General features: G+C 56.5%; 12 protein-coding genes and 1 rRNA gene. 9 read left to right on the top strand and 4 right to left on the bottom strand.

What is annotated here, in order from left to right:
- Window positions 1–27 precede the first annotated feature (27 nt).
- Together viaA and ravA are read right to left on the bottom strand one after the other, a co-directional pair.
- Window positions 28–1,500 carry an ATPase RavA stimulator ViaA gene (viaA, locus tag CKQ53_RS05105; RefSeq protein ID WP_094117951.1) on the bottom strand — a complete coding sequence of 491 codons (1,473 nt, stop codon included), beginning with the start codon at window positions 1,498–1,500 and terminating at the stop codon, window positions 28–30.
- A gap of 7 nt (window positions 1,501–1,507) precedes the next feature.
- A complete protein-coding gene (ravA, locus tag CKQ53_RS05100) occupies window positions 1,508–3,004 on the bottom strand; it encodes an ATPase RavA (RefSeq protein WP_118894734.1) in 1,497 nt (498 codons plus the stop codon).
- Window positions 3,005–3,237: 233 nt separating this feature from the next.
- On the opposite strand from ravA, the gene kup reads away from it, so the two are divergent.
- Complete coding sequence (kup, locus tag CKQ53_RS05095; RefSeq protein ID WP_085650602.1) at window positions 3,238–5,106, top strand: low affinity potassium transporter Kup; 1,869 nt, start codon at window positions 3,238–3,240, stop codon at window positions 5,104–5,106.
- Here kup and qseC read toward each other — a convergent pair.
- Both qseC and qseB read right to left on the bottom strand, forming a co-directional pair.
- A complete protein-coding gene (qseC, locus tag CKQ53_RS05090) occupies window positions 5,103–6,473 on the bottom strand; it encodes a quorum sensing histidine kinase QseC (RefSeq protein WP_118894732.1) in 1,371 nt (456 codons plus the stop codon). The genes kup and qseC overlap by 4 nt on opposite strands.
- Window positions 6,470–7,132: a quorum sensing response regulator transcription factor QseB gene (qseB, locus tag CKQ53_RS05085; RefSeq protein ID WP_094117952.1), complete on the bottom strand. Its 663-nt coding sequence runs from the start codon at window positions 7,130–7,132 to the stop codon at window positions 6,470–6,472. The genes qseC and qseB overlap by 4 nt, the downstream gene beginning before the upstream one ends.
- A 216-nt stretch (window positions 7,133–7,348) precedes the next feature.
- Between qseB and CKQ53_RS05080 the strand changes: the two genes are divergently transcribed.
- The 8 genes from CKQ53_RS05080 (at window position 7,349) to CKQ53_RS05045 (ending at window position 15,750) form a co-directional block, all read left to right on the top strand.
- Window positions 7,349–7,750 carry a YgiW/YdeI family stress tolerance OB fold protein gene (locus CKQ53_RS05080; RefSeq protein WP_085650599.1) on the top strand — a complete coding sequence of 134 codons (402 nt, stop codon included), beginning with the start codon at window positions 7,349–7,351 and terminating at the stop codon, window positions 7,748–7,750.
- Between the two features lie 212 nt (window positions 7,751–7,962).
- Window positions 7,963–8,382 carry a D-ribose pyranase gene (gene rbsD, locus CKQ53_RS05075; RefSeq protein WP_094117953.1) on the top strand — a complete coding sequence of 140 codons (420 nt, stop codon included), beginning with the start codon at window positions 7,963–7,965 and terminating at the stop codon, window positions 8,380–8,382.
- A 7-nt stretch (window positions 8,383–8,389) separates the two neighbouring features.
- On the top strand, window positions 8,390–9,898 hold the full coding sequence (gene rbsA / locus CKQ53_RS05070) for a ribose ABC transporter ATP-binding protein RbsA (RefSeq protein WP_118894730.1): 1,509 nt from the start codon (window positions 8,390–8,392) through the stop codon (window positions 9,896–9,898).
- Between the two features lie 7 nt (window positions 9,899–9,905).
- A complete protein-coding gene (rbsC, locus tag CKQ53_RS05065) occupies window positions 9,906–10,874 on the top strand; it encodes a ribose ABC transporter permease (protein WP_094117954.1) in 969 nt (322 codons plus the stop codon).
- A 26-nt stretch (window positions 10,875–10,900) separates the two neighbouring features.
- Window positions 10,901–11,791 (top strand): ribose ABC transporter substrate-binding protein RbsB, encoded by an 891-nt coding sequence (gene rbsB / locus CKQ53_RS05060; RefSeq protein ID WP_085650595.1) that lies wholly within the window; start codon window positions 10,901–10,903, stop codon window positions 11,789–11,791.
- Between the two features lie 55 nt (window positions 11,792–11,846).
- Window positions 11,847–12,773: a ribokinase gene (gene rbsK, locus CKQ53_RS05055; protein WP_094117955.1), complete on the top strand. Its 927-nt coding sequence runs from the start codon at window positions 11,847–11,849 to the stop codon at window positions 12,771–12,773.
- Window positions 12,774–12,776: 3 nt separating this feature from the next.
- A complete protein-coding gene (gene rbsR / locus CKQ53_RS05050) occupies window positions 12,777–13,790 on the top strand; it encodes a ribose operon transcriptional repressor RbsR (protein ID WP_208640025.1) in 1,014 nt (337 codons plus the stop codon).
- Between the two features lie 417 nt (window positions 13,791–14,207).
- Window positions 14,208–15,750, top strand: a 16S ribosomal RNA gene (locus CKQ53_RS05045).
- Window positions 15,751–15,785: the final 35 nt, after the last annotated feature.

Below are 15,785 nucleotides of genomic sequence, written 5' to 3'. Positions count from 1 at the left end.
GATGCCGGAAAAAAGCCGAACGAACGTTCAGCTTTTCGGGTGATGCAGGCGTCGTTGCAAACGGCTTTTCAGACCGGTGTTGAAGCGCCAGATATGGTCAAAAATCATTAAGATGCCCGGTTTCCCGTGATCGGACATCGCCACCGCATGAAAACGATGATGATACTGACGCTGACGCCGCCGAACTTCCGCGATCAGCGGATCGGGAAGGCGCTGGGCGATAAAGTCCGAGATCATGACGGCGTCCGCGTCCTGCCATTGCTGACTGGCCATGATATCCAACAGGGCGGCGACGCAGTCCGCCATATCCGTGCCGCCGCGAAATGACTGATTAAGGAAACGAATCGCTTCATCCAGACCGGTGGCGGAGGTCAACTCGTAGCTGACGACGCCCGTTGAGAACAGCATGATGTAGCAGCGGCGATTGTCTTCCAGCGCGATACGCATCAACGCCAGACAGAACGCCTTGGCGCAGCGTTCATTGAAGCCGCCCATCGATCCTGAGGTATCCACACAGACGATGAATGGCCCGCGCGGTTGCTGCTCCTGATTTTGATGAACGACCGGCCACTCCTGAATTTTTTCGCGCCAGCCTTCGCCTTGCAGGCGGTATGTCAGCAGGCGATGTTCCGCCAACCGGCGATAGAATTCGTACTCCAGTTCGTCAACGCCCAGCGTCGACAGCTCCGTCGGGATCAGCCGTAAAATGTCGTCGCTCTGGTGGATGCCGCTGACCTGTTCCGGCGTCAGGGACGGCTCGCGAATCATCACCTTGAACGCTTCAAGCGGCGTTGTCTGGCTAAGTACCGTTTTGGTTTCATTACTGCGGCCCAGGCGTTCGGCCAATTGCTGGAGTTCAGGCTGTTGCTGCAAGAAGGCGCTGGTGGCGAGCAGGGGTTGCAGATCCGGCGTCAGACGCTTTCCGGCGCTAAGATCCCAGAGCCGACCCGCCGCGGTATCGTTTTCCGCCAATACCGGAATCAGTGATTCGGTGACGGTGAGACGCTGTTGCAGCTCCTCGATCAACGTATCTCGTTCCTGATCGACGATCCGATGATGCAGTTCCAGCGTCTGCTGCGTCAGGCTGGCGCGCCAGCGCTGGATAAACAGCGCGTGTAATCCCGCGCTCATCTCGCGGTCAGAGGCATCCGGAGAGTGGCGTAATTTGTCCGCCTGAGCCAGAAACGGAGAATTGACCTCTTTTAGCAGCGCCATCAACTCCGGCATACGCGATGGCAGCGTCAGACGGCTGGTGGCCAGCGCCTGTTGGTAGCCTTCCACTTCTTTTTCGAGTTCTTCCGGCGCCGCCGTCGTATGGAGCCGCTGTTGCAACAGCGTTTTCCACTTGGGGAGATCGTTCATGACGGCGGACTTCAGTCGCGGATGCTTTTCGAAGAACATTGCCAGCTGCGGCGTAGACAGCAGCGTGACGAGCATATCGTCCAGGAGATGGTTCTCATCGATAGAAAGCAGGAGCTCCAGCGATTCCAGCGTCAGCATTGGGGGGTTACTCCTGTCGAGACTGTTCTATCTGTTCATCGACCTGCCGCAGGCTTTCTTCAATCCTCGCGAACCACTCTTTCGGGATGAACAGACAAGGCTGATGCTGTGAGAAGCGACGTTGCTGTTCCTTGAGCTGCAGCTTTAAGGTGTCGTACTGCTGCACCAGAGACTCAGGCAGCTTGATGTTGCTTTTGTCCGGTAGCGAAAGCGTTGTGCTTTGCAGGCTGATGTCATGAACTATCAGGTGCTGAGCGTCATCGACTTTCATATCGATACGTTGTCCGAATCCGAGGCCGTTCAGCTTCGCGCGGATTTCTCCCCCGGCATTCAGCCAGTGCGACAACGCCTTGGTGTCGAAGACCAGATGGGTAACCGTACGATCGTTCAGCACCAACGGGGTTTGCAGCACCAGCGTCAGTGGCTCGTCGGCGAGGGTGTCAGGCAGCGTGTAGTGCGGTTTACGGGCGAAGAAATTACCCTGTTTTTCCACCCGAAAGGCCTGAAGCTCACTCTGCTGCTGTTCGTACTGTTGCCGTTCCAGATTAAGCTGCTGTAGCCGGAAAAGCAGCGTCTGCTGCTGGTAGGCGTGCTCGGTCATTAGCTGATTCATTAGCTGCTCCACCAGATCGAACGAGGTGTTGTCATGCCACAGGCAATCTTTGAGCAGGATGATATCCACCGGCGTAATGTTGTCCCTTCCACTAAAGAAGGCGCAGGCTTGAAGCAGCCGAATCGCTTTTTTCCACCGGCGATCGGAGACATAAGGCGCATTTTCCTGCGAGTCCAGCAGCTGGCGCAGTTGGAAAATCAAATCGAAACAGGCGTCGGGCAACGTTATCTGGTTAATGAGCGACTGCCACTGCACATACTCTTCGCCGCTGACGCTCAGGGCTTCGCTAACCGGATTATCGCGTTCCCCGCCGCTGGTGGTCAGCATGGCCCGGAAATTCTGTTTATCCTGCACGCGGCCAAGCCACAGGCGGATCAACATACGGTCGTACAGGGCTTCCAGACTGCTATCGGCTTCCGGCAGTTCGTTGGAGGCGGTGACCAGCAGACGCATGGGAATCGGTTCTTCACTGTCGCCGTTGCGAAAGCGTCGTTCGTTGATGGCGGTCAGTAGGGTATTCAGTATCGCCGGGCCCGCTTTCCAGATTTCATCCAGAAAAACGATTTCCGCTTCCGGCAGATAGCCGGAGGTCAGACGCTGGTAGCGTCCTTCATCTTTTAGCGCCTGAATCGACAACGGTCCGAAGACCTCTTCCGGGGTGGAAAAACGCGTCATCAGATATTCGAAAGCCCGGGAGTCTCTGAACGCATATTTCAGACGGCGGGCAATCAGGCTTTTCGCGATCCCTGGCGGTCCAAGTAAAAAGACGCTTTCTCCGCTCAGCGCGGCCAGTAGGCATAAGCGTATGGCATGTTGTCTTTCGTACAGGCCGTGTTCGAGGGCTTGGCTCAGGCGGGCGATTCGGTCAGCCAGCGCGGTGGGTTGTATCATTATTTATCCATCATTGCCGTCAATCACTGTTTGAGATTAGCAGTCTGGCTGAAGAATTATTAGCTGATTATGGGCATTGTTAGCGGCGTTAATCAATAATTGTCCTGTGGATGAAACAGGATGGCGGGTTTTAAAAATGGGCTTTTAGCGTGATTTGTGCATACTGAGCGTTTTTGGGGCTACTCAACGCATGGGTGGTTCAGTGTGTTAATGGACTATAGAAGATAGGGTTTATGAATTCAGAACATAAACGTCCATTGCCAGCGATTACGCTGGCAGCTATAGGGGTGGTATACGGCGATATCGGTACCAGTCCTCTCTATACGCTTAGGGAATGTTTGTCGGGGCAGTTTGGTTTCGGCGTGGGATCGGATTCTGTATACGGTTTTCTGTCGCTGATTTTCTGGCTGTTGGTCTTAGTCGTTTCAATGAAATACCTGAGTTACGTCATGCGGGCCGACAACGCCGGAGAAGGGGGCATACTGACATTGATGTCTCTGGCCGGGCGCAACACCTCGGACCGGATCACGGCGATAGTCGTTATTATGGGGTTGATCGGCGGCAGCTTTTTTTACGGCGAAGTCGTCATAACACCGGCTATCTCAGTGATGTCGGCGATAGAGGGGTTGGATATCGTCGCGCCCTCGTTGGAATCTTATATCGTCCCCGTCTCCATCGCTGTGCTGACGCTCTTGTTCATGATCCAAAAGCACGGTACCGGGCGCGTTGGGAGTCTGTTTGCCCCGGTGATGCTAGTCTGGTTCCTGACGCTCGGCATTCTCGGCGCGCGCAGCGTGATCGACCATCCGCAGGTCTTGCAGGCGCTGAACCCGATGTGGGCCGTGAATTTCTTCATCAAATATAAGATGGTGTCCTTCTTCGCGTTGGGCGCGGTGGTGCTGGCTATCACCGGGGTCGAAGCCTTGTACGCCGATATGGGTCACTTCGGCAAATTGCCTATCCGCATCGCCTGGTTCCTGGTGGTACTGCCGTCGTTGATACTCAACTACTTCGGTCAGGGCGCGCTGCTGCTGAAAGATCCCGAAGCGATTAAAAACCCCTTCTTCCTGCTGGCGCCTGACTGGGCGTTGATCCCGCTGCTGGTGCTGGCCGCTTTCGCGACAATCATCGCTTCACAGGCGGTGATCTCCGGCGTCTTCTCGCTCACTCGCCAGGCGGTGCGTCTCGGCTATTTGCCGCCGATGAAGATTGTGCATACCTCCGATATGGAGTCCGGGCAAATCTATATTCCGGTGATCAACTGGCTGCTGTATGTGGCGGTGGTGCTGGTGATCGTCAGCTTCGAACACTCGAGTCGACTGGCTGCGGCCTATGGGATCGCCGTGACGGGGACGATGGTGCTGACCAGTATTCTGGTGTGTATCGTCGCGGTTAAAAACTGGCACTGGTATCGCTACGTGGTCTATCTGGTGTTGGCGGTGCTGCTGATGATCGACGTTCCGATGTTTCTGGCCAACGCCGTGAAAATTTTCTCCGGCGGCTGGTTGCCTTTGGCGTTGGGCATGGTGATGTTCGTCATCATGACGACCTGGAAGAGCGAGCGTTTCCGCCTGATGAGGCGGCTGAATGAGCACGGCAACTCGCTGGAGGCGATGATCGCTTCACTGGAGAAAAACCCGCCGGTGCGGGTGCCGGGCACGGCGGTGTACTTCTCCCGGGCAACGCACGTCATCCCGTTCGCACTGCTGCATAACTTGAAACATAACAAGGTGTTGCACGAACGCGTGGTGCTGCTGACGATGCGGACCGAAGATGCGCCGTACGTACACAACGCTCGTCGTGTGACGGTCGAACAGCTTTCGCCTTCTTTCTGGCGGGTTATCGCCAGCTACGGATGGCGGGAAACGCCCAACGTGGAAGAAGTTTTCCACCGCTGCTGGCAGGACGGCTTGACCTGTCAGATGCTGGAAACCACCTTCTTCATGTCTAACGAATCGCTGATTATGGGCAAACGTCCGTGGTATATGCGCGGTCGCGGCAAGCTGTTCATGATGCTGAGCCGCAACGCATTGAGAGCCGCCGATCAGTTTGAAATTCCACCTAATCGGCTGATTGAACTAGGGATTCAGGTGGAAATTTAGTGACCTCGGGTTAGCGGCCAGGTCAGTTGGGCGGAGAACCCGCCGCCCGGCTGATTCGCGAACCGTGTCGTCATGCCATGCAGATGGGCGATGCGGTTCACTATCGACAGGCCCAGTCCGCTGCCCGATGCTTCCTGACCGGGCGGACGAAAGAAGCGTTCGCCCAACCGCAGCAATATCTCTTCGTGTACGCCCGGCCCTTCGTCGGCCACTTCCAACCCCTCTATCGTGAGCCTGACGCGCACGACGCCGCTTGCGCCGTTACGGCCATAACGAATGGCATTATCCAGCAGATTGCGCACCAGCAGTGTCAGCAGCAGCGTGTTGCCCGGCGTGACCACCGGCGTTTCTGGCGTATTGAGGTGGAGCGTCACGCCCTGACGTCGGGCTTCCTCTGTCTGATCGGCAACGGCCTGTTGAAGCAGCGGCTGCCAATGGACCGTTTCCGATGAGGCGGGATCGTTGTCGACGTCGAGACGAGAGAGGGTCAGCAGTTGATCGACCAGCCGGGTCGCACGATCTATGCCTGCGTCTAACTGGCCGAGCGCGCGTCGCCGCATCTCTTCATCGTCATGAGCCAGTTGGACGACCTCGGCCTGAACTTTCAGCGCGGCTAACGGGCTACGCAGTTCATGGGCGGCATCAGAGGTGAAACGTCGCTCCCGCGTCAGCATGGCGTTGATGCGGGCGAACAGGTCGTTCAGGGCGTCCACCAGCGGGCGCACTTCTTGCGGCAGTCTCGGCGCGGCGATGGGCGACTCGTCATCCGGGCGACGTTGTCCGAGCTGGCGCGCGATATGCGTCAGCGGCCGCAGCTCGTAGGTGACCAACAGGAACAGCAAGAGCAGCATGACGGGCAAGGCGGCCAGCCAGGGCGTGAGATTGGTTTTCACGATGGCGATCGCCATATCGTGGCGATATTCCACCTCCTGCCCGACGGCCACGATATAGCGTTTATCCGGCGTGGTCAGCCACACTAACCGCCAGAGATCGTCGTCATTGTGTAATTGGCCGGTGGTGAATCCATCGTGCTGATAGTCGGAGAACATAAACCGTTTGCCGTTGTCGTCATCACTCAGCACCCGCTGTCCGTCGGCCCGGAAAATGGCGAAGGCCAGCGCATCCTCATCCTGCTCGCCGCGCGCCCTTTTCATGATTTGCCGGGCGGCGGGCAGCTCCTGTGGTTGGAGATCCTGCGGCGTGAGGGTGGCCAGTCGTTTGGCGAATAGCAGTTGCTGGGTATCGAACAGTTCGTCGATGTTGTGCCGGGTCTGTTGCCAGGCCAGGATGGCGGCCGCGCCCCAGCACAGCAGCGTCAGCAGCATGAATCCCAGCAGCAGACGGAGGCGCAGATTTAATCTTTTCACGGGGCATCTCCCAGCCGGTAACCTACGCCGTGGACGGTACGGATGACGTGGCTGCCCAGCTTTTTGCGCAGATGATGAATGTGGACTTCCACGGCGTTGCTGGACACGTCATCGTCCCAGCCGTACAGCTTTTCCTCCAACTGCGCGCGCGTCAGAATTCGACCGGCGTTCATCATGAACAGCTCCAGCAGCGCCAGTTCGCGCGACTTCAATTCGACGGGACGATCGTCGACGGTGACGGTGCGCGTGCCCGGCTCTAACGCCACGTTGTCGTAGACAAGCTTTGGCCGCAGCTCGCCATGACGGCGGCGAATCAGCGCCTGCAGCCGCGCAGCCACTTCCGTGAGGGCGAACGGTTTACACAGGTAGTCGTCTGCGCCGTCCTGCAATCCCTGGACCCGGTTTTCCAGCGCGTCGCGCGCGGTCAGAATCAGCACCGGGATTGACTCTCCGGCCTGCCGCCAGCGCCGCAGGATGACCAGACCATCCATTTCAGGCAGGCTCAGGTCCAGCACTACCGCGTCGTAAGGGGCGGCATGCAAGGCCTGCATCCCCTGTTCGCCTTGCAGGAACCAGTCGACGCTAAACCCCAGTTTGCTCAATCCAGCCTTGATGCCGTCGCCTATCAGCCGGTCATCTTCTATCAGCAGTATTCTCATTTTCTCCCGCCTTGCGTTGAGGGGATGTTATCGGGGGATGGTACTGAGAGAACAGCCCAAAGGCCCGGAAATGTGGCGCCGACCACCGTATTGATAAAGATAATGGATAATTGGCTATCCTTAAGATCCTGTTAAGAACATTTTGTTTTAGTGGCGCTGTAAGGCAAATAAAACGCAGTTTTACCCTACGGCAATCAACGGTATTAAGGAGTTTTTATGAAAAAAACAGCAGCACTATTCGCTATCACCGCCCTGTGTTCCGCCCCGGTTTTTGCCGCCCAGACCGGCGGATTTGTGGAGCCTAATACGTCCGCGTCCTCATCGCATCCCGCTGGCGGGTTTTCTGGTCCCGACGGCAGCGTGACGACGGTGGCGAAAGCCAAAGATCTGAAAGATGATAGTTGGGTGACGGTGCGCGGCCATATTGAGCGTCGCGTCGGCAGCGAGGATTACCTGTTCCGCGACGAGACCGGTACGATAACGGTCGAGATCGACGACAAATACTGGAACGGTCAGAGCGTGACGCCGACCGACAAGGTCGAGCTGCAAGGCGAGCTGGATAAAGGTTTCAATTCCGCAGAGCTGGATGTGAAACAGGTGAAGAAAATCCAGAACTAACGCCTCTCGAACGTTCCTCTTCTCCGGGCGGGTTTCCCCGCCCCAGTTTCTGTTCTTTCGATTTCTCCTTCCTTTAATACGTTCTCTCCCTGGTTTTTATTGCGCGAGCGAAACGTTTCGATGGCGATCACATTTCGGCTACATCTTGATTGTCTTCCCACCGCCGTTTGCTCATTATTCCGGCACGCGAAACGTTTCGCTCAGGGGGAATGATGAAAAAAGGTGTGCTGCTGAATACCGCGATCTCCGAGGTGATAGCCCGTCTGGGGCATACCGACAGCATTGCGATCGCGGATGCCGGACTGCCGGTGGCGGAGACGACCCTACGCATCGATCTGGCGCTCACTCACAACGTGCCCGAGTTTATGCAGGTGGTGGAGACGGCGACGGCGGAAATGCAGGTGGAAGCGGCTATTCTGGCCAACGAGATCGTCGAAAACAATCCCCGCATCCACGATGCGTTGTTGCAGCATTTGCTGCAGCTTGAACAACGTCAGGGAAACACGATTTCGCTGCATTACGTCACCCATGACGCCTTCAAACAGCAAAGCGCACAATGCCGGGCCGTGATCCGCAGTGGGGAGTGCTCCCCCTATGCGAACGTCATCCTGTGCGCGGGCGTCACTTTCTGAGGCCGCTATGCAACCTTTACTGCAACTGCACGGCATTACCAAATCCTTTCCGGGCGTCAAAGCGCTATCCGGCGCGGGGTTGAACGTCTATCCGGGCAAAGTCATGGCGCTGGTGGGCGAGAACGGCGCGGGTAAATCCACTCTGATGAAAGTGTTGACCGGGATCTATCGCAAAGACGCCGGGAGCCTGCATTTTCTCGGCGAAGACGTCGCCTTTAGCGGACCCAAGGCGTCGCAGGAAGCGGGGATCGGCATCATCCATCAGGAGCTGAATCTGATCCCGCAGCTGACCATCGCAGAAAATATCTTCCTGGGACGAGAATTTACGACGCCGCTCGGCCGCATCGACTGGAAACGCATGTATGCCGAAGCGGATCGCCTGCTGCAGCGGTTAAACCTGCGTTATGACAGCCGTCGACCGGTAGGAGAGCTGTCGATTGGCGATCAGCAAATGGTGGAAATCGCCAAGGTGCTCAGTTTTGAGTCGAAGGTCATCGTCATGGATGAGCCCACGGACGCGTTGACCGATACCGAAACCGCCTCTTTATTCAGCGTCATCGGCGAGTTGAAGGCGCAAGGCTGCGGGCTGGTCTACATCTCTCATCGCCTGAAAGAGATTTTTGAGGTGTGCGACGATGTCACGGTAATGCGCGACGGGCAGTTTATCGGCGAGCTTCCGATTGGCGATCTGCAGGAAGAGCGGCTGATCGAGATGATGGTGGGTCGCAAGCTCGAAGATCAATATCCTCGCCTCGCTCAGGCGCCGGGGGCAGTTCGGATGCGCGTCGATCGGGTCTCCGGGCCGGGCGTAGAGCCGGTCAGCTTTACCTTGCGCAAGGGTGAGATTCTCGGCGTTTCCGGTCTGATGGGCGCGGGTCGCACAGAGTTGATGAAAATCCTCTACGGCGCGTTGCCCCGTACAGGCGGCACGGTAACGCTGGATGGCCGGGATGTCGTGACGCGTTCACCGCAAGACGGTTTGGCGAACGGCATCGTTTATATCTCCGAGGACCGCAAGCGCGACGGGCTGGTGCTCGGCATGTCGGTAAAGGAAAACATGTCTCTGACGGCGCTACGTTATTTCAGCCATACCAACGGAACGCTGAAACACGGTGAGGAAGCGCAGGCCGTGAGCGACTTTATCCGCCTGTTTCATATTCGTACGCCCTCCATGGATCAGCCCATCGGGCTACTTTCCGGCGGCAATCAGCAAAAAGTGGCGATAGCGCGCGGGCTGATGACGCGGCCGAAGGTGTTGATTCTTGATGAACCGACCCGCGGCGTGGATGTCGGCGCCAAAAAGGAAATCTACCAGTTGATTAACCAGTTCAAGCAGGAAGGGCTGAGCATCATTCTGGTGTCGTCGGAAATGCCCGAAGTTCTGGGGATGAGCGACCGCATCCTCGTGATGCACGAAGGGCGTCTGAGCGGCGAATTCTCCCGCGATGAAGCGACGCAGGAAGCGTTGATGGCGGCCGCCGTCGGAAAACCACACTACAGCATAGAGCAGGAGTAAGGCCGAAATGAGCACTCACACTATCCTCGCAAAGCGCCGCTTCGGCAAAGCGTGGCTGTTGGAACAAAAGTCGTTAATCGCGCTGCTAATCCTAATCGCGGTGGTGTCGGCGTTGAGCCCCAACTTCTTCACCCTGAACAATCTGTTCAACATTCTGCAGCAGACGTCGGTCAACGCCATTATGGCGGTGGGGATGACGCTGGTGATCCTCTCCTCGGGCATTGATTTATCCGTGGGATCGCTGCTGGCGCTGACCGGCGCGGTGGCGGCGTCGCTGGTGGGGATGGAGGTCAATGCGCTGGTGGCAGTGTTCGCCGCGCTGGGGTTGGGGGCGGCTATCGGCGCGGGCACCGGCTTCATTGTCGCCAAAGGTCGCGTACAGGCGTTTATTGCGACGTTAGTCATGATGTTGCTGTTACGCGGCGTCACCATGGTTTACACCAACGGCAGCCCGATCAATGCCGGCTTTTCCGCGTCGGCGGATGTGTTGGGCTGGTTCGGCATTGGGCGTCCGCTGGGCGTGCCGACGCCTATCTGGTTAATGGCGGGCGTCTTTCTGGCGGCGTGGTACGTGCTCCATCACACCCGCTTCGGACGCTACATCTATGCACTGGGCGGCAATGAGGCGGCGACTCGCCTCTCCGGCATCAGCGTGGATAAGGTCAAAATTGCGGTCTACGCGCTGTGCGGCCTGCTGTCGGCGCTGGCGGGTATTATTGAAGTCGCTCGTCTGTCGTCCGCTCAGCCTACGGCGGGGTCGGGTTATGAGCTGGATGCCATCGCCGCCGTCGTTCTGGGCGGTACCAGCCTGGCGGGCGGTAAAGGGCGTGTCATGGGTACGCTGATTGGCGCATTGATTCTTGGATTTTTGAACAATGGGCTGAATCTGCTGGGCGTATCGTCTTACTACCAAATGATCGTCAAAGCGGCCGTGATTCTGCTGGCGGTTCTGGTAGACAACAAAAGCAGTAAATAACCGTCATTGAAACAGGAATCTTAAAGATGAAAATCAAAACGCTTGTGACGTTAATTTCCGCCGTTGCCTTAAGCGCAACGCTCTCCGCTCAGGTTGCGGCCAAAGAGACCATCGCACTGGTGGTGTCGACGCTGAACAATCCCTTCTTTGTTTCATTGAAGGATGGCGTCCAGAAAGAGGCGGACAAACAAGGCTATAACCTGGTTGTGCTGGATTCGCAGAATAACCCGGCGAAAGAGTTATCAAACGTGCAGGACCTGACCGTTCGCGGCGCCCGGCTGCTGCTGATTAACCCCACCGACTCCGATGCGGTGGGAAATGCCATCAAAATGGCCAATCAGGCCAACATCCCGGTGATTACATTGGATCGCGTTGCCAGCAGCGGTAAGGTCGTCAGCCATGTGGCGTCGGACAACGCCGCTGGCGGAGCCGCAGCAGCAGACTTTATCTCCGGTAAGCTGGGCGAAGGCGCGAAAGTCATCCAGTTGGAAGGACTGGCGGGAACATCGGCGGCCCGCGAACGCGGTCGCGGTTTCATGACATCGGCAAAGCAGCACCATTTCGACATTCTGGCCAGTCAGCCGGCGGATTTTGATCGCACCAAAGGGTTGAACGTCATGCAAAATCTGCTGACGGCGCATCCTGCGGTGAAAGCGGTGTTCGCGCAAAACGACGAAATGGCGCTGGGCGCGTTGCGCGCTTTGCAGACGGCGGGCAGAGATGATGTGCTGGTGGTGGGATTTGATGGCACGACGGACGGGATAAAAGCCGTTAACGGCGGCAAGCTGGCTGCAACGGTGGCTCAGCGCCCGGATCAGATTGGTATCATCGGCGTTCAGACGGCGGATAAAGTCCTGAAAGGCGAACAGGTACCTGCGGTGATCCCCGTCGATTTGAAGTTAATGACCAAACCATAACGTATTGACGGATGCGCCGCGGTTCAACGCGGCGTGTTCATTGGGAGAGCGTGCGATGAAAGCCGGAAGACTGGTGGTGCTGGGCAGCATCAATGCGGATCATATTCTCAATCTGGCGCAGTTCCCTTCGCCCGGTGAAACGGTGATCGGTAAGCATTATAACGTGGCCTTTGGCGGCAAAGGGGCTAATCAGGCCGTTGCGGCCGGGCGCGGTGGGGCGGATATCGCTTTTATCGCCTGCGTAGGGGCCGACGATATCGGTCAGCGTATTCGTCAGCAGCTGGCGGAAGACCATGTCGATATCTCCGCCGTGGAGGCGGTCCCCGGTCAGACGACCGGTGTGGCGCTGATTTGGGTCAACGATGACGCTGAAAATATGATCGCCATTCACGCTGGGGCGAATGCGGCCTTGAGTCCTGGCGTAATGGCGCGGTTTCAGCAGCAGATAGCAGAGGCGTCCGCGCTGTTGATGCAACTGGAATCCCCGTTAGAAACCGTGATAGCCGCCGCTCAGTTAGCGCGGCGACACGGCACCCGTGTCATCCTCAACCCCGCGCCTGCGCGTCCTCTGCCAGATGAATTGCTCGCGCTGGTGGATATGATGACGCCTAACGAAACCGAGGCGCAGCATCTGACCGGTATTCGAGTGGAAACCGACGCTGATGCTCAGCGCGCGGCGCAGGCGCTGCATGATAAAGGTGTGGGGTGTGTGATTATTACTTTGGGGCGTCGCGGCGCGTGGGTGAGTGAACAGGGGCATGGGCAGCTGATCCCGGGGTTTCACGTGGAGGCTGTTGATACCATCGCCGCGGGCGATACTTTCAACGGCGCTTTGCTGACAGCATTGCTCGAAGAGATGCCGATGCGGGAGGCCGTTCGTTTCGCTCATGCGGCGGCGGCAATCGCGGTAACGCGACGCGGTGGTCAGCCGTCAGTACCGTGGCGTCATGAAATAGAGGCATTTTTGCAGGAACAGGAGTGATTTTTGGCAACGATGAAAGATGTCGCCCGAGTGGCGGGCGTATCCACGTCGACGGTATCCCACGTTATCAATGGCGACCGTTTTGTCAGCGAAGCCGTGCGCGAGAAAGTCTTGCAGGCGGTTAAGCAGTTGAACTACGCACCGTCCGCGTTGGCTCGGAGTCTGAAAATCAATCAAACCCGCACGATCGGTATGCTGCTGACGGCGAGCAGCAACCCCTTTTATGCGGAGGTTGTGCGCGGCGTGGAGCGCAGCTGCTATGAACGTGGCTACAGTCTGATTCTGTGTAATACGGAAGGCGACCCTGAACGCATGAGTCGCAGTCTGGAGACGTTGTTGCAAAAGCGTGTGGATGGTCTGCTATTAATGTGTTCGGAAAGCAGCGCGCTTTCTCCTGACATCATGCGCCGCTACCCTTCTTTACCTACCGTTATGATGGACTGGGCGCCCTTCGAAGGTTGCGGCGGGGTGATTAAAGACAATTCTCTGCAGGGCGGTGAGATCGCAACGCGATACCTGATAACGCAAGGCTATCGTCGTATCGCCTGCATTACCGGGCCGCTGGATAAAACCACGGCGCATAATCGTCTGGAGGGTTACCGTAAAGCGATGGACGATGCGGGACTGCCCCGTCCTTCTTTCTATGAAGTCTCCGGCGATTTCGAATTTGCTTCTGGTTATCAAGCAATGCAGCAGTTACTGAGGCTAGAATTGCCGCCTGAAGCGGTCTTTGCCTGTAACGATGCGATGGCGGTGGGCGTTTACCGCGCGTTGCATCAGGCCGGATTGTCTATTCCTGAAGATGTGGCGGTGATGGGGTACGACGATATAGAGCTGGCGCGCTATCTCTCTCCGCCTTTAACGACCATTCAGCAACCGAAGGATGAATTGGGCGAGCTGGCTATCGACACCCTGCTGTATCGAATGACGGATCCTGACTCTCCGCCGAATGTTTTGACGTTGACGCCGGAGCTGGCTGTCCGGGAATCGGTAGGGAAATACCGCAATCGTTTCTGACGGTGTGTGAATTCTAGACGATACAGTGGTAAATCGCGGGTTTTACATACGCTTTGGGCAAAAAGAATCCACTCGATAATATTTTTCATATTAACGCTTGTCAGCCCGAAATAACTCCCTATAATGCGCTCCCACTGACACGGCAAAGCGGACAACGCATCGCAGTAACAGTCGGAGAAAAACGAAAAAAGTCGTTGACTCTGAATGAGGTAAGCGTAATATACGCGGCCTCACGTTAGTCGCCTCGGCGGCAACGAAACGCTCTTTAACAATTTAATCAGACAATCTGTGTGGGCACTCACAAGACACTATCGCAACTAGATACGAAAAAGTCTTGAAGAGTGAACAACAGTTAATTCATTACGAATGAACAGTAAATTCTTTGAGCATCGCTATTAACTTAGCAAATCAAGCTTTTAATTGAAGAGTTTGATCATGGCTCAGATTGAACGCTGGCGGCAGGCCTAACACATGCAAGTCGAGCGGCAGCGGAAAGTAGCTTGCTACTTTGCCGGCGAGCGGCGGACGGGTGAGTAATGTCTGGGGATCTGCCCGATGGAGGGGGATAACTACTGGAAACGGTAGCTAATACCGCATAACGTCGCAAGACCAAAGTGGGGGACCTTCGGGCCTCACACCATCGGATGAACCCAGATGGGATTAGCTAGTAGGCGGGGTAAAGGCCCACCTAGGCGACGATCTCTAGCTGGTCTGAGAGGATGACCAGCCACACTGGAACTGAGACACGGTCCAGACTCCTACGGGAGGCAGCAGTGGGGAATATTGCACAATGGGGGAAACCCTGATGCAGCCATGCCGCGTGTATGAAGAAGGCCTTCGGGTTGTAAAGTACTTTCAGCGGGGAGGAAGGGAGTAAGGTTAATAGCCTTATTCATTGACGTTACCCGCAGAAGAAGCACCGGCTAACTCCGTGCCAGCAGCCGCGGTAATACGGAGGGTGCAAGCGTTAATCGGAATGACTGGGCGTAAAGCGCACGCAGGCGGTTTGTTAAGTCAGATGTGAAATCCCCGAGCTTAACTTGGGAACTGCATTTGAAACTGGCAAGCTAGAGTCTTGTAGAGGGGGGTAGAATTCCAGGTGTAGCGGTGAAATGCGTAGAGATCTGGAGGAATACCGGTGGCGAAGGCGGCCCCCTGGACAAAGACTGACGCTCAGGTGCGAAAGCGTGGGGAGCAAACAGGATTAGATACCCTGGTAGTCCACGCTGTAAACGATGTCGACTTGGAGGTTGCGGTCTTGAACTGTGGCTTCCGGAGCTAACGCGTTAAGTCGACCGCCTGGGGAGTACGGCCGCAAGGTTAAAACTCAAATGAATTGACGGGGGCCCGCACAAGCGGTGGAGCATGTGGTTTAATTCGATGCAACGCGAAGAACCTTACCTACTCTTGACATCCAGAGAATTTAGCAGAGATGCTTTAGTGCCTTCGGGAACTCTGAGACAGGTGCTGCATGGCTGTCGTCAGCTCGTGTTGTGAAATGTTGGGTTAAGTCCCGCAACGAGCGCAACCCTTATCCTTTGTTGCCAGCACATAATGGTGGGAACTCAAAGGAGACTGCCGGTGATAAACCGGAGGAAGGTGGGGATGACGTCAAGTCATCATGGCCCTTACGAGTAGGGCTACACACGTGCTACAATGGCGCATACAAAGAGAAGCGAACTTGCGAGAGTAAGCGGACCTCATAAAGTGCGTCGTAGTCCGGATTGGAGTCTGCAACTCGACTCCATGAAGTCGGAATCGCTAGTAATCGTAGATCAGAATGCTACGGTGAATACGTTCCCGGGCCTTGTACACACCGCCCGTCACACCATGGGAGTGGGTTGCAAAAGAAGTAGGTAGCTTAACCTTCGGGAGGGCGCTTACCACTTTGTGATTCATGACTGGGGTGAAGTCGTAACAAGGTAACCGTAGGGGAACCTGCGGTTGGATCACCTCCTTACCAAAGTGAAGTGCTAGTGAAGTGCTCACACAGAT

It is taken from the genome of Lonsdalea britannica (assembly GCF_003515985.1).
In the GTDB taxonomy this organism is placed as follows: Bacteria; Pseudomonadota; Gammaproteobacteria; order Enterobacterales; family Enterobacteriaceae; genus Lonsdalea; species Lonsdalea britannica.
Note: the sequence above shows the minus strand (reverse complement) of the source record. Positions and strands in the feature narration are given on the sequence as shown.

Bases quoted from the DNA above. Each gene is read 5' to 3' on its own strand.
- rbsA (WP_118894730.1), top strand. From the start codon at position 8,390: ATGCAACCTTTACTGCAACTGCACGGCATTACCAAATCCTTTCCGGGC.
- qseB (WP_094117952.1), bottom strand. From the start codon at position 7,132: ATGAGAATACTGCTGATAGAAGATGACCGGCTGATAGGCGACGGCATC.
- ravA (WP_118894734.1), bottom strand. From the start codon at position 3,004: ATGATACAACCCACCGCGCTGGCTGACCGAATCGCCCGCCTGAGCCAA.
- viaA (WP_094117951.1), bottom strand. From the start codon at position 1,500: ATGCTGACGCTGGAATCGCTGGAGCTCCTGCTTTCTATCGATGAGAAC.
- CKQ53_RS05080 (WP_085650599.1), top strand. From the start codon at position 7,349: ATGAAAAAAACAGCAGCACTATTCGCTATCACCGCCCTGTGTTCCGCC.
- rbsK (WP_094117955.1), top strand. From the start codon at position 11,847: ATGAAAGCCGGAAGACTGGTGGTGCTGGGCAGCATCAATGCGGATCAT.
- rbsB (WP_085650595.1), top strand. From the start codon at position 10,901: ATGAAAATCAAAACGCTTGTGACGTTAATTTCCGCCGTTGCCTTAAGC.
- kup (WP_085650602.1), top strand. From the start codon at position 3,238: ATGAATTCAGAACATAAACGTCCATTGCCAGCGATTACGCTGGCAGCT.
- rbsD (WP_094117953.1), top strand. From the start codon at position 7,963: ATGAAAAAAGGTGTGCTGCTGAATACCGCGATCTCCGAGGTGATAGCC.
- rbsC (WP_094117954.1), top strand. From the start codon at position 9,906: ATGAGCACTCACACTATCCTCGCAAAGCGCCGCTTCGGCAAAGCGTGG.